The following is a 19,744-nucleotide window of genomic DNA, read 5'->3' on the forward strand; positions in this document are numbered from 1 at the left end:
ACATTTACAACTCTAATCACCTTCCTATCAAGAGCACGTCATTAGGCTGAAGCTAGTGCTATACTCGATTTGCCTCAACTTTACCTAACAGTCAAAAAAGTATCTATTTAAGCTTATTTTGACTCAAAACAGCCTTAAATCACTTCGATTTATTTCAAAAAACAAACATTAAGGTCTATTTATAAATATTACTAAAAAAAGTAAAAATAATTTTACTGAATAGTTCTAAAATGCAAAAAGGGCACTCGTGAAAGTGTCCTTTTTGTGTATAAGATTGTCTAATTACTCTCTTAAATACTCTAAAGCTCGTTCTAAACTAGTATCTCTACCACTTCGTATATCTTCAATAGTTGGTTTAACTACTTCATCTATATGTATTCCTACCTGTTGGGTCTGTCTTCCATCAGGGTAAAAAGTACCTATTCCTGTAAAATACACTTGAACACCTTTAAGCAAATCTAGGAGTACCACATTACCATCTGCACCTGCTGTCTGAGTCCCGAAGGTTTTAACATTAGGTAGTACTTGAAATGCCATAGTCATAAACTCACCATGACTCATAGTTCTATGATTAACTAACAACGCAGCTTTTCCTTTAAAATAGTTGGGATTATCAGATCCTACATATACGTTTTCATTTAATTCGAACTTACCTAATTCGCTTGTAATAGGTGCCGTAAACTTTACGAATGGTTCTTTATGAGATAGAAAGTAAGGAACTAAGGTTCTATTTAAGGCTAAATCTGCTGGATAACCACGTAAGTCTATAACTATCCCCTTTTTACTCATAAAGTTAGATTTAATAGTATCTAAATCCTCTTTCTCTAGTTGTTCTAAATGAATATAGCCAATATCACCATTAAACTCTTGCATTGACTTATACCTAGGCTTATCAGCAAGATTAATACTTGTACTAGCTACTGTACTCGTATTTTCTGAGAAGGTACCTTGTTTCCCTTTTAATACTAAAGGCAAGTTGTCTTTAGTAGTTACTAAGATAGAATACGTTAGAATAGCTAGTCTATAAGACCTATTAGACCCTACGACATTCTTAATCCTCTCTTCAACTACATCAGCTAATTGCCTTCCATCTATCTCTATTATCTCATCTCCTATTTGAATAGTTGAACTTTTAGACAAGCTATCAAATACCTCAGTTACTACTAGTTTATCATCTATAAACGCAACTTTTATTGGCACTGTGTTAGGTCCATACAATTTTCCTGAAAGAGCATCAGTTTTATCCACAAAAATAGCGTGACTATCCTCTAACTCTACTCCCATCCTTTTTATTTCTAACTTATAGGCTACCTCATCTTTTGCAAACAAAAAGCGTGGTATAAACTCTTTTAATACCTCATCCCAATCCCTTTTAAGCAAATCTTTATAGGCAAAGAAATACTCTACGGCATTCCAATAGCGAAATAAGGTTAACAAACGATATCCTTGATCGTCATAACTACTATCTTCATACGTTTTCTCATTAATCAAAAAAGCATTACTTCCTTTTAAAAAATCAACATAGTAATGGTATTCAGGTATTGAGTTGCTTTCTTCTCCATAACTCTCTTTCCACTGTTTTAGTTTTTTATCAAAGTTCTTATCACGTATTAAAGGCAAAGCTCTAAATAGCTCATAGTCCCAATTATACTCACCATTACCTATCTTGAGGTTGCTATATTTTAGCTTCCCCCAAGCCTTGCCTAGCGCCACTAAATTATCTATTTCTTTAGGGCTTAAACTGTTTACTTTAAAGTTAGAGCTATTATCAAATTCTTTGTCAGTTACTGCTCTTGGGAGTGCGTTAGGTTCTAACTCCTCAATGTTCTTTCCATCGATAAACACCTTAAGATCATCATACCATACTTGTCCTTCACCATACAGCGCTAACTCTAATACTATCGCTTCTGCTTTGGGATGTAGATCTAATTCTAATTGATATTCAGTCCATTCAGTCGTTCCACTAACAGCATTATCTATCATAGCAGAATAAGTAAGCATTCTATCTTGTCTATTCAGACTATATGCTATCCCTGCTTTCCCCTTCACATTCTTACTTTTGATAAAACCTGTAACTACCATTTTTTTACCATTGTACCTATTGGGAATATGGTATTGAACAGTAGCATATTCTTGACTACCTTCTTTTGATTCTATCAGTAAAGAGTTCTTACCTTTTTTAGCGTCACTATCAACTCTGATTTTATAGTTTTCATCGTTTCCTGTTTTAACTTTCCAATCCAATGGTTGGCTAGTTCCATGAATCACTTCTTCAAATCCTAAGTTTAAGGGTTGTTGTGCATAACTGAATGCAGATAGTAATAAGGCTACTATACTCACTCTTTTCATCATAATTATAAAGTTTTGTTGTGGTTAAATTGTTTTAACCCACATTACGCATTAGCCAAATACTACAAAGCAATTCTACTTCATAGCTCTTTCATTAGCTCTAAAACCATACTACAGTATGCTTTTATCACTACTTCAGACCTATTTTGTATAATTACTTTTCGTTTATATGTCTATTGCCTAACCTGGGTTTAATACTAACCCGACAAATTCACTTAAAGTATATCTTTCAAAAAAGGCTAAACACAACAAAACATGACAGTTATAGTCAATCAAACTGTTTAAACAAAGAACATCAACTATTTAAGCATTCACCTTACTAAGCTAAGTGAACTTAAACATTAACAGAACTTTACAAATACTACTTCACTAAAAATGCAAAAAGGACACTCGTGAAAGTGTCCTTTTTGTGTATAAGATTGTCTAATTATTCTTCAGACTCTTCCATAAAATCCTCTAAGCTCAAACATAAAAGATGTGTTTTAGTAACTCCGTCTGATTTTGTACTGACTGTATTTTCGGGTTCAGTAAATAAGTAATCTATAGTAATTCCCTTAACTCTCTGTACTTCTTTAGGCATAATCAATACGTCTTCCTCATCATCTTTAGCTACATTCGAACCGTAATATACATACTCAAGCCCTAGTGGTTGCTCCGAATTATTAACGATATAAGTAAATTTACCATAACTCGTTTTTGCATCACCTAAGGTAGTAGGAAACAAGATTACTTCTTCTGTATACTGTTCACAAGCTTCTACTGTTAAGCACCTCGGTACATTAAGATTGATAACAACTAATAAGATAATTGTTCCGATCATAATTACACTGCTTATTCCTCCCTTATTTCGTCTTTTAAATAACAGATAAAGTATACCTGCTATTGCTACTATTACACCTATGATGATGTAATATGTACTCATTGGTACTATCATACTAATTTTGATTTATAAATTATAATATTTTATTAGTCTTAACCTGTCAAAGGCAAGTAATGGATTTTAATAGCGTGTTATTCAACTTATATTAAAACTCATACAAAGACAAGACAAATATACAAAATGATTATAATTTAATAAAATTATGTTAAACAATAAAAAAAGCCCATCTAATACATAGATAGGCTTAATATTTTAATCAAATAAACTCTCTTACTTCCCTTTTGAAATAGCCATTTTAAAGGCTAAGAATAACAATACACTTCCCATAAACCACTTCTGGATCTTTACCCATAGCGGTTGTCTTTGAAAGAATGCTGCCATCCTCGCTGCAAATAATATAATCAATAGGTTATTGATAAAGCTCACTACCAATTGCGTTGTCCCCAATGTCAAACTTTGTAAGAAGATAGAACCATATACAGGCTTTATAAACTGAGGGAATAGCGACAAGTAAAACACTGCTACTTTAGGGTTTAATACATTAGTCAAAAAACCGATAGAGAACAGTTTACGTGGAGAATCAGTCTTGATAGTTTGTTCTACATCAAACATATTTTTGCTGTTTGGTTTTAAGGCTTGGAACGCTAAATACACCAAGTACAAGGCACCTGTCCACTTTAAAATAGCATAGGCATATGGAATGGTAAATAAAATAGCTGTCAACCCAAAAGACACTAACACAATGTGAAACAAGAACCCACTCATCACTCCCATCAGTGAGATAAGCCCTGCTTTCTTGCCTTGAGATAGCGTTCTAGAGATCAGGTAAAGCATATTAGGTCCTGGTGTTATCGCTAGCACTATAGCTGCCATAGCGAATAACAGTAAATCTTGTATTGGAATCATAAATAAGGATTGGTTTAGTCTATATCCTTAAATCTGCAACTACCATTTACTGCGAATAAATTCTACTTCACATAGTTTCAATTAGCTCTAAAACCACACTACAGTGCGCTTCAATCACTAATCTTACTCTGCTTTGTACAATTAATTCTCGTTTAAACGTTGTTTACAAATTTAAGGTATATCAAATGTAGTTCTAAAATTAGAAAAGATAAATTTTGTTTTTAAAATATTATAGGAGTAATGGTGGACGGTTGGCGGTGTACAGTTAACGGTTTTAGACTGCGGTTAAAAGCTTAATAACCTTACGAAGTGATTTATGGAGTAGACTATATAACCGAAAGTATTCTTACGAAGTCCCTAACGGCCTAAGCTAGTCAACGAGTGTCAATAGGTGCTAATTCCTAGAAACAAAATTCTGTTTACTTCACCGAGTTGTTATTTTTTTATTGGTGTTCAGTGATTAACGATTTAAAACTTAATATTTTTTAAAGGTTTTAAAATCTTATAAGTGACCGAAGGGAGTTCATTTTGTTTCGGAATTTGTGCCGTAATTGACCGCTTAGGAGTTAAAGCCTTGATTTTTTTGTTTACTTTTTTGATCAAGCAAAAAAGTAAAAGAAGAAGCCGCGTAGCGTATAACACGACCTACTTCAACCTAATACCCTTACAAAGAACTAAGGTAAAGTACCCTCCTAATAAGCACTTCGATGTATAAGGTGATATGTATGATGTGACACACAAAGTATTGTGTCTCTACTGGATATTCTATACATTGATAGCATTAATAAGCTTATAAATCCCTACCTCTTCATCGCATTAGCCTTTAGGTCAAATGGCATCTTTTCGATAGCATAACGCAGTGTAGTACGAGGCATCACTACTTTATGTTCCATAATGAAGTCATACACCTCTTCCTGATGTAGTCTACACGCTTCTTTTAGCATCCATCGGTTAGTAGAACTTGCCCATTGTGTAAGTTGATATACCTCACTTGGAAACTTGATCAATAAAGGTCCTATAGTAGAACAACACAGCGTATCACAACTCGCCCAATTCTGTACATACTTCTCTAACCAAAGACGGAAGTGTTTGATATCCTTTGCTTCATACTGCTTCAGTAGTTTCTTTGTCAATATACACGCGATATACCCTTCTTCGAAATAAAGCGATTTCCACAACTCATTACACAGCGCATATACTTCCTCCTTCGGTTGCCCTTTAAGGTCGTTATACAGCTCTCTACCGATCTTACTAAGGATCTCTTTAGACACACCATAGACCTTCGCCTTTTCGTTCTCTTTAAAGAATCGGTCAGAGATAAGCACTCTCTCAGGTTCTATATGATCCTGTAAAGTCTGTCGAACATCATTTAATATATCTTTCATAGCGTTAGCAATTTACAGATCGAAAGGTATTTTATTTTTTGTTATTCAGCGTTCTTTTGATTGCGAATTATTAGTGCAAAAAAATAGCCCACTCAGTGAGGAGTGGGCTATTATATTATCTAAAGATCATACAGTTTGAAACTGCGTGCGCATATAGCTTACCTTCTTCATCTACTAACTCACATTCTAAGTAAGCAGTAGTTTTACCTTTGTGAATAATCTTCGTTTTAGTCTTTAAAGCAGGTGACTCAGCAGTTATCTTACGCAAGAAGTTTACTTTCAAGTCTAGAGACGTAAAGCTCTCCCCTACTTCTAAGGTACTTAATAATGAACAGCCGATGGCTGAGTCTAGTATTGTACTGATAGTCCCGCCGTGTACAGTTCCTATCTGATTATAGTGAAACTCCTCTCCTCTTAATTCGAATACTACTTGCCCCTTTTCCACAGAGACTAGTCGTGATGATATAGTCTTTTGAATAGGTGCCATCGGTAGATTACCCTCGAGTACATTCATTAGGTAGTCATATCCATTTAACTTCTTCGCTTCTTCTAATGCTTTTATAGGATCCTCCCAAGAGAAGGTACGTGTTCTATTTGTAGTCATAATTTGGTTGGTTTATTAATAAGATTACAAGGTAGGGAAACTAGAGAGATAATACACTAACTCTTTAAAAAACACAAATCACAACTCTCTATCCACTAATATCTATTATTACTTTTCCCTAAATTGCAATCTTGACATGAAGTAACTAAATTACTCAAACTATCACTTCCTCCATTAGATACAGCTAAAATATGATCAACATGCAATTTCACACCATCTTCAACTCCTCTTCCACAATATTTACAATGATATTTATCTCTTTCTAAAACAGCAAAACGTATAGTTGCAGGTAGGTTTTTTCTAACAGCCTTTTTTCTTCCAACAGTTGATTTCTGTAATATTCTATTAAAATTCACGTATGAATATTCTTGACATTCCGAAAAATGTTTAGTTCTATATATTCTATGCTTCACTTTTTCTTCCTTATCATACATTCCTGAAGTACTAGCAATTCCCCTTGAAAAGGGTAACCAATTACCACTATCAAACAAATTTACTTCAGGGCACATATTTTCAAAATACAAACTACTATTATCAGCTGATTTACTCCATTCAGGTGCTTCGCCTTGTAAAGAAATTCTATGTTCATTAAAATCCAACGGTATAACTCCATCTTTTTGTAATGTAGTAATTACATTATTATTATAATCCTCCTTACTATAATCTGAATAGAAATATATAGTATATGCGCGTCTAGCGCAATAATTTAATATAGGACAACGCATTGAACATTTATTATCCTTACTAACTTTATAATATTCTGATTCTGTCATTTCCTGAATTCTACTATTTTATAAAACTTTATGTAATTTCCCTAAAACAAATCTTTTTATTTTACTAATTTCATTATTATTCTTTCTATCTAAAATATACGATGAAAACTCATTAAAGAATATCTTTTCATCTTTTAAATTACTTTGTCTATTTATTACTGACATTCTTCTCTCAATATAACTAATAAACACCCAAACATCTGAATTATTCAGATTTACCAATCTATTAAACATCTTTTCATTTGAAAAATAATCAAAATAAGGCATTATATTCCATTTACTATTTATTGCGCTTACTTCTTCCATATACTTATCAAAATCCTTTAAGAACAACTGATAAACTTCTTCTTTTTCTATTTTACTCTGTTTACAAAAAATAGCGTTATTCACGCTTGTACAAATACTTAATATCTTTTCCATTTCTTCTGGAAATTCCGAATACCTAACTCCATGTTTTATTTCCCATATATAATCTTCGACTGCCCTAAAATTACTTTTCCCTTTTTCAAGCCCTTTTTTAAATCTATCTATTAAAGTATCAAAACTATAGTTCAAAATATTATTAAAGCGAACTGAATACTCAAATAGCAAAGGATAATCTAATAGCTCATACTTCCCTTCTTCAACATACTTCAACATACTTTCAGTATATTCTTCATACTGCTTATCATCTAAATTTAAACATTCATAATACTTTAACTTGTTCAGCACTTTATATTCTTCTTTATCTTTTTCTATCAGATCTGTAAAATGTTGTGTAATTTCTTGTTTAAAATCCTTTTGATTAAAATCAAACAATCCAAATATTATACACATAATACTTGGAAAACGAAACAACTTAGTGTCAGAGAAATATTTCTCTCCAAACTTTTCAATATAATCCGATTCTTCTACTTTTTCAGTTTTTTTTATAATTTTTAAAACTCTATCTAACTCATAATTCTTTCCAATTATACTTTCAGCTTTCTCCAATGTCAGTAATCCTAATTTCAACTCAATCATGATAGCTAAAGAGAATCTAAAAACAGCATCCATAATCTCATTTTTTGCGATTAAATACTCCTTATTCTTATTAAAAAATTGTTCTATTGAATCAAAAACACTTTTATAACTCTCAATACAAAATAATAAATTTCTTAAATTACCTTTATTTAATTCTATAAAAAACACAATTAACTCTGCATTGCCTTTCAAATATTCAAAATAAGAAACATAATTCTCTTTATATAATTCTGTAATAATATTTTTGCAAACTAATTTAACGTTTTGTTTGTATTGCATTGTAATCCCAACAACTTTCTCTACAATTTTACTATAATCCTGTTCACCCTTTAACTCTTCCTCATTTGCAATTAAAATAATCTTCGCCTCTTCATTTTCAACAAGACTATTAATGAACCCTAATAACTCTCCAATATTAAAATCAACATGCTTTCTATCAAGATCATCAAAACATAACACTAATTCTTTATATGAAAGTCTTTCTGCAATTTGTTTTTCAACGTCAATAGCTTTAAAATCTTCTAAGTATTTATCTATATCACCTAACTGACCTAATTTAAAAAAACCTCTAAGTAAAGTCTTTCCAACACTTGTAGCTAATCTTCTATTATTTGCTTTCATTAATGGGTACAACTCACCAATTATTGCTACTTCAATATCTTCAACACTTTTTACTCCAAATAATGAAATATGTATTGGTTTATATTTTTCACCTTTACCTCCTAACACATCTGTCTCCTCAATTTTGGGAGACAAAATTTTTTTATAAAAATATGTTTTACCAATACCATAATTACCATATAAAATTACAGCATAGTTAGTTTTCATATTTAAGTAATTAATAAACATTCCTGTCTGAAAATTTTGCTCCATAATATCCTCTTTTGTTGTTTATACAAACATAATAAACAACTCTGTTATTTTTTTACGGTTTTCCGTATACTCCCTAAAACCTTGAGTATACCCCATAAAAAAAGCCTAACTACTTTCATAATTAGGACTTTTATCTTTACTTTCTACGTGGCGCACTCCTTGTATGAGGACTGACATATGAGCCGTTTTTTCTATAATATCCCTTTACTTGAACAGGCTTACTATAGCTTGAGGAACTACTACTATAACTAGATGATTTACCATAATTAGGAGTAAATGAAAACTTGAAATCCTTTGTCCAATATTTTCTATTATTGTACTTAATTTTATAGTATCCTCCTTTACTTTGTTTGGTATTTAAGTAAACCATAGATCCTGCAGGTATATTAACAATGCTATAATCCTCATCTAAAGAACTCTGAAATAATTCATCTTTATCCAAGTAGACTGTATTATAGTTAACTACACAAGAACTCGTAGATACTAACAATAGCATCAATATTAATAGATAGGCTTTTCTCATAAGACTAATGTTTTAGGTTAAGTGGTTATACTCAACAAATATATCTGTCTTATCATTCAGTTCTTTACGGTTTTCCATATACTCCTTAAAACCTAAGTGAACTTCACAAAAAAAACCTAACTACTCTCGTAATTAGGCTTGTATATTATATAACAAATCATCTCGTTAATACCTCTTAACAGATCCATCTAACTTATCGTATATATAATTTGCTTCTCCTATTAGTTTTCCATTTTCATCATATCCCTTAGTTGTTCCATGAAGTGATCCTTCTTTGTAATGTACTTCATATTTTAGCTGTCCATTTGTGTAATACTGCTTAATTACTCCATCTAATACACCATCCTTATAATTTGCTTCAAGATTTAATTGACCATTCTCATCATACCCCTTTGTTACTCCATTTTCTATTCCATTCTGATAGCTTGATACATCTGATAATTGTCCATTCTTATAATATCCCTTAATCATTCCATCTAGCACCCCATCCTTATAATCTGCTTCAGTATGTAGCTTTCCACTCTCGTAATAGCTCTTCTTCACTCCGTCTATCTTTCCTGCCTTATAATCTACCTCAGCTTTTAGCTTTCCATTTTTATAAAACCCCTTAGTTAAGCCATGTAGCACACCATCCACATATCTATCCTCTACATCTAACTGCCCATTCTCATAATAGCTCTTTGCGATGCCATTAAATCTCTGTTCTGAATTGATTTCATAAAACACCCCATTTCTTTCTTGAAGATTTTTAAAATCAACTTCCTTTTCTTTAGCATTACAACTCATTAGTGAAATTGCAAGGAATAAAACACATAATACTCTTTTCATAATTATTTGGTTAAAAACTACTTTTAGACAGTCCTTAAAAATACAACATTTATACTATTTTATATAACCGTCTATTAATGACATATAAATACCTCAATAAAAAAGCCTAACTACTCTCGTAATTAGGCTTGTATATTTAATTCTTGGGCGAATTGCAATTCGCCTCTACTGTCGTGTCAATGCGTTGTGTGACACAGGACAGAGCGTTAAGAAAACATCTTGTAGATGTTTTATGTGGGCGTATAGTGATATGCCTCTACCGTCGTGTCAATACATTGTGTGATACAAGACAGGTGCTAGAAAAACATCATTGATGTTTTATGTGGGCGTATAGTGATACGCCCCTACCGTCGTGGCTACTGTACGTAGTAAACCACCCCGCCCTGCGGGCACCCCCAATGTCATTAAGTTAAGCTAAAATCAAATAGTATCTTTTTGATTCTTAGTTACTTTTGGCTTTACTCTTCCTTTATATTTTTTAATATTCCTATGATTTGATCTATCAGGTCTTATTGGGACAAGATTTTTTTTAAAGAGTTTCTTCACTTCTATAAGAATTTCGTCTATATCTCTTTGAGAAAATAGTAATCCTAATATTCGATCTTTAAGAAAACCATACGATAAAGCTGTGTTGATTTTATATTGATATTTGGTTGTAGAGTTCCGTATTGAATCATTGTTTATTTCTACAATAATTAACGACTGAATATTACTGACTAGAATGGTTGAATAAAAGTCTTGGAGAATACTTTGATTAGAATAACCTGAGAAATCTTCAACTCTAAGTTTGTTTTTTAGTTCATCATAATATGTTTCTATCCCCCATCGTTTAAAGTATAATTCTTTAAAAATGTTGCTATTATATTTTTGTAAATCAAGTAAAGAGGTCATTAGAACTTCTATTTGACCAGTAGATAAAATTACCTTTATTAGTCTTACTTTCAAGACAGAATCTTTGGTAAATGATTTTCCTTTATGACTACTATGTTGTGCAGGGCTTATTTCTGTTATAATATCTTTTTTATCACTTGCTACAAATTCTTTTACAACATTACTAAAATCTACTTTTACCCTCATTAAGTAGTCTAATTCTAATCGAATATGTTCGTGAATTAGCTCAAAAGAAGGATAACCACGGTCATAAAGTAATAAATCTCCTTGTTTACAATACTGCAAAAGTTGCATAGCTTGTGCTCTTTCTCCAATATCTACAGGAGATAATATTCCTTCTAAACAAATTTTGTTTAATACATCATATAATACACAAGCTTTCGCTTGAACAATGTATACCTCAGAATTATTTGTTGTCCTGCCATACTCTTGTTCCAACGCTTGGGTATTAGGTAAAGTTATCCTTGATCCATCCATAGATAAAATTCTGAAATCACCTTCTAATAAGGTTTTAACAGCACTGTTATCTGTGTAGAAATCAGCAATTAACACACGATTTAAATGGATAAACACTTCTGGTTTAATTTTTTTACGTGCTTGTACAAAAGCACTTTTACTGAATTCTTGTTGCTCAGATTTATATTGCCCTATATACTTTATAAAATTCTCTATTTCGAGTGATAAACTTCTTGTTAGAAAGTTAATCAAAAATAAAATAGTACTTGAGAATGTTAGTTTTCTCTTCCTAGTAAAATCTTTTTTTTTCATTGAAAATTCTTCTTTTAAGAAAGTGCAATTTATTTCATTTTGAAGCTTTATCAGAATATTCTTCACTTCTTTTCGATGCATATTAACTACTTGATAATCAAGTAAATATACTGATTTTAATCATAAAAAACAAATATAAACAACTAATAATCAAAGTATTACATACTAACTTAATGACATTGCGGGCACCCCTCCAATGGAGGGGAATAGTAGCTCCGGAAAAACAAACCGAAAAGACATACTGGTCAAACAAACCTCTGACACACAGTCTGCACACACAGCATTCCCCTCCCATGGGAGGGGTGGCTGAAAGCCGGGGTAGTTCTAGTTACAGTCCACTTCACCTATTGCCTGAAAGGCACAAATTCTTAATTCTTAATTCCTAATTCTTAATTAATTACTGCATGCTTTCCACACACATAATAGCGCACTTCTCACCGTCTATAGCGGCAGAGATAATACCACCTGCATATCCTGCTCCTTCTCCACACGGATATACCCCCTTGATCTGTGGGTGTACTAAAGTATAGTCCTCACGAGGGATACGCACAGGAGATGAAGTTCTACTTTCTGGGGCGTGTAAGATAGCCTCATTCGTAAAATACCCTTTCATTGACTTGCCAAACTCTTGGAAGCCTTCTCTCATAATTTGCGTTAAGAAACCTGGGAATACCTGTCCTAATTCTACCGAAGTAGTCCCTGGTACGTAAGACGTCTTAGGGATAGACTCAGACACCTTAGATTGAGAGAAGTCTACCATACGCTGTGCAGGTACACGCTGTGTCTCGCCTGCTAGTAAAAATGCCTTTTGCTCTATTGCCTTTTGGAACTCCATACCTGCTAAGGCACCGAACTTCTCAAATGGCTTAAAGTCTTCTAAACGCAACTCTACTACGATACCTGAATTGGCTGTCGCTTGATCGCGTTTAGACGGTGACCATCCATTCGTCACTACTTCGCCTGGGGCTGTGGCACACGGTGCGATAACTCCCCCCGGGCACATACAGAACGAGTACATCCCACGTCCATTAACCTGCTTCACGATAGAATAAGGCGCAGGAGGCAAGAACTCTCCTCTGTAGTCACAAGAGTACTGTATCTTATCAATCAAGGATTGTGGGTGCTCTGCACGCACTCCTAGAGCAAATGGCTTTGCTTCGATAAATACATTCTTGCGGTCTAATAATTCGTATATATCACGTGCTGAGTGTCCCGTCGCTAAGATTACTTTCTTCGCTTCGATCACATCGCCGTTGTGTAAGATTACTCCGTTTATTTCACTGCTTTTTATTACAAAATCAACTACGCGTTTCTCAAATAATACTTCTCCTCCGAACTCCACAATCTTCTCACGCATATCCTGCATAATCTTTGGCAGTTTATTGGTTCCGATATGTGGGTGTGCTTCTACTAAGATATCTTGTGATGCGCCGAAAGCTACTAATAACTCTAAGATACGGTTGACATCACCACGTTTTTTAGAACGAGTATATAGCTTTCCATCTGAGTAAGTACCTGCTCCTCCTTCTCCGAAACAGTAGTTAGAATCGGGATCTACGATATGGTCTATGTTGATCGCTTTTAAATCACGACGACGTCCACGTACATCTTTTCCTCTTTCAATAACGATTGGTTTTACGCCAAGTTCGATTAACTGCAAGGCTGCAAAATAACCTGCGGGGCCTGCTCCTACTACGATAACACGCTGAGCGTCTTTTACGTTTTTGTATTCGGGAAAGTGGATTTGTCTGTGTACGACATCTTCGTCTGCGAAGAATACTTCTACCTTTAGGTTGACCTTTACACTGCGTTGTCTCGCATCGATAGATCGCTTAAGGATAGTAATGTGTTTAATGTCCGAAGCCGAACATTTTAATTGGTTAGCAACATACTGTGTCAATAAATCAGCCGTAGCTGCAACATCTGGAAGAACTTGTAATTGTAATTCTTGTGGCATTTGTCTATAAAGCAATAAAAATTAAAGTGCAAAAATACGGGAAAATAATTATAATTACGAATTAGGAATTACGAATTAGGAATTGTTGGCTTTCAGCCATTAGGTACTTAGAATGGGATTACTGTCTGGAATTTCAAGTGAGGTCTCTCCTTTTGTCGAGATGACTTAGTTTGAGGATATATATTGTGGCTACTGTCTGGACATATAGGATGCGATTCTTCCTGTCGTCAGAATGACATAGCACACGGATAGGGTTTGTGGATATTGATTGTGGCTATATATTAAAGGTATTGTAAGTGTCTACAAACACATTCCACACTTTATCAGTCTAGCCAATTATTGCTAAATACGTGAGGAATGCTTGGGGGTTTCTAGCTCAGACAGCTTCTTTCAGCAACAACACTGCACGCAATGGGCAGGCATTGGGCAAAGAAAAAGAATGCTGATAAATAACGCAAAGTCGGGAGACGTTTGTGTAGCAATATAACGATATAAAAAAAAGCATATAATACTGTGTACTATATGCTATAACCCATAATCAGCGTTAGCCAAATACTACAAAGCAATTCTACTTCATATCTCTTTCATTAGTTCCAAAACCATACTATAGTATGCTTTAGTCACTAATTCAGACCTATTTTGTATAATGCCTTTTCGTTTATATGTCTATCACTTATTCTGAGTTTAACTCAGGTTAAGAACGAAGTTAATTTGGGGTAAACTTCGTCAGATGAGTCTAAATATCTGTTCTTAACCTTGTTTATATATTCTAGTTTTAAGTATGCTATGTCAAGTATAACTCGAAAATTACTTAGTGCGCTACGCGTAGTTTATTTTACTTTTTTGCTTGATCAAAAAAGTAAACAAGAAAACTCAAACAATAAAAAAGAAGTCAAAACTGTAGTAAATCATCTAAAATAGTGCTTCTATTTGCTTCTCTGCTTGCCATAGGGCATTGTACTTGCCTTGTTTAGCGATTAGTGTTTCGTGTGTTCCTTCTTCTGCGATTACACCATTCTCTAGCACACATATCTTATCTGCTCCACGTACTGTAGATAGTCTATGCGCGATGATAATTACTATCTTTTCTTTGACTAATTCGTCTATTGCACGTTGTACAGCTAGCTCGCTAAGAGAGTCTAAAGAAGATGTTGGTTCATCTAAGATAACGATTGGTGTGTTCTTAAGCAAGGCTCTAGCAATAGAAATACGTTGGCGTTCTCCTCCTGATAGTGTATTCCCCATATCACCTATTGGCGTATCATACCCTTTAGGCAATTGGCTGATGAACTCGTGACACTGTGCTCGCTGAGCAGCATCTATAATTTCTTCTTGTGTAGCGGTAGGTTTAGCCATACGGATATTATTACCAATGGTATCGTCAAATAAGTACACCTCTTGGAAGACAACAGATATCATACTCAGCAAGTCGTTTTGCTTTAGATTTTTGATATCAACTCCACCAATACTGATACTCCCTTTCTGACAATCTGCGTAACGCATAATCATTCGTGCCAATGTAGTTTTACCTGACCCTGAAGGTCCTACTAAAGCTACAATAGACTTGGGCGCAATCGATAAGTTGATATTAGACAAGGTCTTTTCTTTCCCATCTTCATAGTAGAAGTCAACATCTTTAAACTCTATTTCGTATGAAGTAGGTTTGGGTTGAGGGTGATTCACTTCTAAGATAGGTGCTGTAAGCATTGCGGTGATTTGCTTATACCCCGCTTCCATAAGACTGAATATCATCGTCATTGGCACGAAACTAGAGATCAACTCTGAAAAGCGAATCACGATGATCATTAACGCAGTCATCACCATCATATTACTGTCTACTTTTAGGACAAATAAGATACCTAGTCCTAGTGAGACTAACATCCCGATCTCTAAGGCTGACGTAATGATAAGGTTAGGCGTACTCCCCTTGCCGTGTCCGAATATTTGTACTTCTCTTACCTTGTCGATACTCTTGTTTAACCTAGATACGATGCGGTCTATCCCATTGCTTGCTTTTAATACAGGTAGTCCTTGGATAAACTCTACTGACTCTGCATTTAGCTCAGAGTGTACTTCGTTTAGGTAGTACATTCCTCTGTCATAAGCAGGTTTACGCCAACGGTACAAAGGAATAATAACAGGAAACAATATCAAGATAACAATCGCTATCTTCCAATCAAAAAAGAATGTCATTAGTCCAACTGATATCGGGGTAATAATCCCATACATCATCAGACTCGATACGGTGATCGTATAAGAGATAACCTCATCGACATTATTGCTAATGATAGCACTCCACTTTCCTGAGCGCTTATTAGACAGAAACTCTAGTGGCATCTCTCTAAGCTTCTCCCCTTGTCTTTTACGAAGTTCATACTGTGCTTTAGACGAGTAGCCTGCATAATCATAATCCTGTCCTATCCATCTACAGATAGCACTGATAACGACAAAGCCTAAGGCTATCCATATATAAAACCATACTTGGTCTGTCTGTCCCTTTCCTAAATTCATAAAGATAGGATAGAAACAAGTATAGGCTGCCCCCTGAAATACAGATGACATTAATATTAATATTAAACTCATACGCAGTCGACCTCCCATCGGCCCTGCTGCTTTAATCAGGTTAGATAATATACCGATAAAAGAACTGCTCTTATTTACTTGTGCTTTACTCATCTCTATTATTTATCTGATTTAATATGCCAATTGCGCGCTTGTGTGTACGATTGCCACATCGCGTGATAGATACCATTATTACTAGCTAGTTCCTCGTGATTTCCAACTTCACTAATGCTTCCTTTATCCATCACGATGATTTGGTCTGCATTCTTGATAGTCTCTAATCTATGTGCGATCATAATGACTGTCTTATCCTTCATCAGATTGCGAAACGCACGCATAAGTAGCAACTCATTCTCTGTATCAGAGAACGACGTCACCTCATCTAAGATAAGAATAGGCTTGTTTCTCAATATTGCTCTTGCGATAGCTAGACGTTGTTTTTGTCCACCTGAGAAGTTGTTTCCTCTTTCTTTAACCAAGGTGTCATATCCATCAGGTAACTGTATAATAAAGTCGTGTATCTGTGCCGCCTTAGCAGCTTCCATCACTTCTTCTAATGTTGCCTCTTCTGCTCCCATTCTAATGTTATTAGCGATGGTATCTGAGAAGATAAAGTTGTCTTGGAATACAAAAGAAATAGTATCTAATAATACCTCAGGTTTAAGTGATCTAATGTCTGTATTCCCTAGTTTAATCTGTCCTTCACTTACATCCCAAAAACGTGGCAATAAACGAGCGACAGTAGACTTACCTGCTCCTGATGCTCCTGTAATCGCCGTAAAGGTCTTCGGTTTAACAGTAAAACTGATATTGTTTAACGCCTTGTCTTCTCTACCTGGGTAGGTAAAAGACACCTTGTCAAACTCAATAGTCGTATCGCTTACTGATGCTTGTTCTCCCAATGATGTTAATGGCTCTACTTCCATTAGTTCTTCTATTCGCTTAGAACTAATCGCTGCTCTTGAAATCACATTAGTCAAACTGCGGTAAGGCAAGATAGACTCGATCATTCCTGTTCCCAATAATAACGAAGCGACAAATGATACAAAAGACAATGACCCATCCTGAAACCAATATGTCCCCAACACCAATAGAATGATAAAGGTAGGTAGTGGATTAAGGATAAACATAGACAGCTTGGCATTTAATCCGTTCTCTTTAAACCAAAGCGTGATAATCGATAAATAACGCTGTAAGGCATTCTCATAACGCACAAAAGACTTCTCCCCACCGTCAAACACACGTACGACAGGCATCGCTTGTACATACTCAATAACGGCTACGTTGATGTCTTCTTTTGCTTTGTTAAATTGGTGAGTTACCTCTGTTTTGTTTTTCATTGCCAAGGCTAAGAACCCTAATCCGATGATCAGAATAGCTAAACACACTAAGGCTACTCTATAGTCAAACCAAAATAAGGCTGCTAAAGTCACTATCGGGAAAGCATACGTACGCACAAATAACGGTGTACTATCTGCTACAAATCCGTGTAGTAGTCTTACGTCTTCATTTAATATCTTAGTCAATGCTCCTGATCCCGTCTCAGTCAAAAACCCCAGTGGTAACTTCGCCAAGTGACTACTAATGTCCTTGCGCAAAATAGCTTCTAGATCAAAGGCTGCATAATGAGATACATCAAATGACTTTAGGCGTAGTACATAACTGATGACTACACATACGGTCATCGCTCCGAATAGGTACATCAACTGTGTGATATCTCCTGTATATAGGGCGTTAATTAAATAACTTAATATAATTAAATTGGCTATCGTCAATAGCGTAGAACCTACAGAAAGAGCCATAGCAAAGTTTAGCTTCTTCTTGACTGGTTTTACGATACGCCATAGCACGTTGTCTGTTGCCATAGTTTTGTTTTTTTATGCACGTCACGGATTGCAAATCCGCGACAGCGTGATGATGTTGGGCCCTTACGCTCCCTGCTCCCTTTTTCCCTTTTCATATAAAAAGTAATAGTAGAGAAGTCAACTCCTCTACTATTACGATCGAACTCAACGTGTCAAGTTCTAAATAACTTAACCTCAAATCTGCAACTACCATTTGCTGCGAATGAATTCTACTTTACATAGCTTCAATTAGCTCTAAAACCACACTATAGTGTGCTTTAATCACTAATATTGCTCTGTTTTGTACTATTCATTCTCGTTTAAACGTTATCTGCAGATTTAAGGTTAAACTATATTTTTAACTACTTCACTAGTTTCACTAATCCCCATACGTTACCACCTTTACCGATGTTAAACGCTGGTTTAGCTACATTATCAGATCCTAATACATAGTATCCGTTATAATCTTTTTTATCCACTACACGGAAGTAAACTTTACCGTCGATAGTCGAGATCGCTTGAGCATCTTGGAACGCATAAGTAGATGCAGGTATTCCCTCTACTGCTTTAGGTCCTGCAGCGATATTCTCTTTATCAAAAGCGTAATATGTGAAGTTAGCTGTCTCTAAGATATCTCCATAAACAAATGCTTTATCTCCCCAAGCTGTGTATAGTTTACCACCTTTTTCAGTCACTGAACCTACAGTAGCATCTTTCATATAATCATTTACATTAACGATCCACTTATTATCAAAATCAGTAGTACCTTTCTTAATACGTACTATAGCTGATCCATTAGTAGAACCATCCACTCCGAATCCGTGAGAACAGATGTATAATGCTCCATCTTCTCCTGTACTCCACATTTGGTTAGCGTTACCTGGGTATCCTACGAAGCTAATACGCGTATCTGTTATCGTCTTTTCATACTTCGCTGTTGCAATATCGATAACTGCTATTTGTACATATCCTCTAGCAGGGTCAGTCATTCCATTTCCTTTTCCTTTTTGAGTTCCTGTGATGATATCTACATATAGTTTACCTTCCTTAGCAGCGATAAAGTTAGTCCCTACTGCTTGGTATTCTGCCTTTTTATCCTCTACTGCAGATAGGTCTATTTCACCTGTACGTTGCATTGTAGAAGGATTGAATATTTGTAATTTCAATAGGCTTCTTCCTGCATCAGCATAATATCCTGTAGTCTTATCGTGTACATAGAAGTTAGATGACATTCCTGTTATTCTACCTGACTCTACTAATGATCCATCAGGGTTAATCGTGTATCTTAAGATACCATCATCAGGTGAAGAAGTACGTCCTAGTTGAAGACGTTGGAATACCCATTCTCCATATGCTTTGATACCGTTTCCTTTTACTTGTAATGACCCTTTTTGGATATTGTCTAAATTACCTTCTGGCATTTTAGCATAGTTTGTTAAATATCCTACGAAAGGCTGTACTCCTAATGTTGCTGTTAGTACGTATTCACCCGACCAACTACATATTTCATCGTCTAATGTAAGATAGTAAGTTTGCCTGAAATAATAAATAGATGAGCAAACAAGAAATAATGTATTCTCATGTAGAGAATTGGAAAGC

Annotated in this window: 14 protein-coding genes; all 14 read right to left on the bottom strand. The window is 34.8% G+C overall.

What is annotated here, in order from left to right; genetic code table 11:
• Positions 1-282: 282 nt before the first annotated feature.
• Positions 283-2,352 carry a S41 family peptidase gene (locus CF599_RS06360; protein ID WP_121965207.1) on the bottom strand — a complete coding sequence of 690 codons (2,070 nt, stop codon included), beginning with the start codon at positions 2,350-2,352 and terminating at the stop codon, positions 283-285.
• A 424-nt stretch (positions 2,353-2,776) separates the two neighbouring features.
• Positions 2,777-3,283 (bottom strand): hypothetical protein, encoded by a 507-nt coding sequence (locus CF599_RS06370; RefSeq protein WP_143824799.1) that lies wholly within the window; start codon positions 3,281-3,283, stop codon positions 2,777-2,779.
• Between the two features lie 216 nt (positions 3,284-3,499).
• Positions 3,500-4,135: a LysE family translocator gene (locus CF599_RS06375; protein ID WP_121965209.1), complete on the bottom strand. Its 636-nt coding sequence runs from the start codon at positions 4,133-4,135 to the stop codon at positions 3,500-3,502.
• 800 nt (positions 4,136-4,935) lie between these two features.
• On the bottom strand, positions 4,936-5,520 hold the full coding sequence (locus tag CF599_RS06380; RefSeq protein WP_121965210.1) for a DNA alkylation repair protein: 585 nt from the start codon (positions 5,518-5,520) through the stop codon (positions 4,936-4,938).
• A 115-nt stretch (positions 5,521-5,635) separates the two neighbouring features.
• Complete coding sequence (locus CF599_RS06385) at positions 5,636-6,124, bottom strand: PaaI family thioesterase (protein WP_121965211.1); 489 nt, start codon at positions 6,122-6,124, stop codon at positions 5,636-5,638.
• A 95-nt stretch (positions 6,125-6,219) separates the two neighbouring features.
• Positions 6,220-6,897 (bottom strand): HNH endonuclease, encoded by a 678-nt coding sequence (locus tag CF599_RS19710; protein WP_216821867.1) that lies wholly within the window; start codon positions 6,895-6,897, stop codon positions 6,220-6,222.
• 18 nt (positions 6,898-6,915) lie between these two features.
• Positions 6,916-8,772, bottom strand: a complete 1,857-nt coding sequence (locus CF599_RS06395; RefSeq protein ID WP_121965212.1) for a P-loop NTPase fold protein — start codon at positions 8,770-8,772, stop codon at positions 6,916-6,918.
• 136 nt (positions 8,773-8,908) lie between these two features.
• Positions 8,909-9,295 (bottom strand): hypothetical protein, encoded by a 387-nt coding sequence (locus CF599_RS06400; protein WP_121965213.1) that lies wholly within the window; start codon positions 9,293-9,295, stop codon positions 8,909-8,911.
• 165 nt (positions 9,296-9,460) lie between these two features.
• Positions 9,461-10,123, bottom strand: a complete 663-nt coding sequence (locus CF599_RS06405) for a toxin-antitoxin system YwqK family antitoxin (RefSeq protein WP_121965214.1) — start codon at positions 10,121-10,123, stop codon at positions 9,461-9,463.
• A gap of 420 nt (positions 10,124-10,543) precedes the next feature.
• A complete protein-coding gene (locus CF599_RS06410) occupies positions 10,544-11,863 on the bottom strand; it encodes an IS4 family transposase (protein WP_121965215.1) in 1,320 nt (439 codons plus the stop codon).
• 316 nt (positions 11,864-12,179) lie between these two features.
• Positions 12,180-13,739, bottom strand: a complete 1,560-nt coding sequence (locus tag CF599_RS06415; RefSeq protein ID WP_121965216.1) for an NAD(P)/FAD-dependent oxidoreductase — start codon at positions 13,737-13,739, stop codon at positions 12,180-12,182.
• Between the two features lie 912 nt (positions 13,740-14,651).
• Positions 14,652-16,415 (bottom strand): ABC transporter ATP-binding protein, encoded by a 1,764-nt coding sequence (locus tag CF599_RS06425; RefSeq protein WP_121965217.1) that lies wholly within the window; start codon positions 16,413-16,415, stop codon positions 14,652-14,654.
• A 5-nt stretch (positions 16,416-16,420) separates the two neighbouring features.
• The gene (locus CF599_RS06430) at positions 16,421-18,166 is read right to left on the bottom strand and encodes an ABC transporter ATP-binding protein (protein WP_121965218.1); all 1,746 of its coding nucleotides are present in this window, start codon (positions 18,164-18,166) and stop codon (positions 16,421-16,423) included.
• Between the two features lie 341 nt (positions 18,167-18,507).
• Positions 18,508-19,744: hypothetical protein (locus CF599_RS06435; protein WP_254050246.1), on the bottom strand; the 1,237-nt coding region annotated here is incomplete at its 5' end.

It is taken from the genome of Myroides sp. N17-2 (genome assembly GCF_002286775.1).
GTDB lineage: Bacteria > Bacteroidota > Bacteroidia > Flavobacteriales > Flavobacteriaceae > Flavobacterium.

Bases quoted from the DNA above. Each gene is read 5' to 3' on its own strand.
- CF599_RS06430 (WP_121965218.1), bottom strand. From the start codon at position 18,166: ATGGCAACAGACAACGTGCTATGGCGTATCGTAAAACCAGTCAAGAAG.
- CF599_RS06370 (WP_143824799.1), bottom strand. From the start codon at position 3,283: ATGATAGTACCAATGAGTACATATTACATCATCATAGGTGTAATAGTA.
- CF599_RS06425 (WP_121965217.1), bottom strand. From the start codon at position 16,415: ATGAGTAAAGCACAAGTAAATAAGAGCAGTTCTTTTATCGGTATATTA.
- CF599_RS06385 (WP_121965211.1), bottom strand. From the start codon at position 6,124: ATGACTACAAATAGAACACGTACCTTCTCTTGGGAGGATCCTATAAAA.
- CF599_RS06395 (WP_121965212.1), bottom strand. From the start codon at position 8,772: ATGGAGCAAAATTTTCAGACAGGAATGTTTATTAATTACTTAAATATG.
- CF599_RS06380 (WP_121965210.1), bottom strand. From the start codon at position 5,520: ATGAAAGATATATTAAATGATGTTCGACAGACTTTACAGGATCATATA.
- CF599_RS06410 (WP_121965215.1), bottom strand. From the start codon at position 11,863: ATGCATCGAAAAGAAGTGAAGAATATTCTGATAAAGCTTCAAAATGAA.
- CF599_RS06375 (WP_121965209.1), bottom strand. From the start codon at position 4,135: ATGATTCCAATACAAGATTTACTGTTATTCGCTATGGCAGCTATAGTG.
- CF599_RS06400 (WP_121965213.1), bottom strand. From the start codon at position 9,295: ATGAGAAAAGCCTATCTATTAATATTGATGCTATTGTTAGTATCTACG.
- CF599_RS06405 (WP_121965214.1), bottom strand. From the start codon at position 10,123: ATGAAAAGAGTATTATGTGTTTTATTCCTTGCAATTTCACTAATGAGT.
- CF599_RS19710 (WP_216821867.1), bottom strand. From the start codon at position 6,897: ATGACAGAATCAGAATATTATAAAGTTAGTAAGGATAATAAATGTTCA.
- CF599_RS06360 (WP_121965207.1), bottom strand. From the start codon at position 2,352: ATGATGAAAAGAGTGAGTATAGTAGCCTTATTACTATCTGCATTCAGT.
- CF599_RS06415 (WP_121965216.1), bottom strand. From the start codon at position 13,739: ATGCCACAAGAATTACAATTACAAGTTCTTCCAGATGTTGCAGCTACG.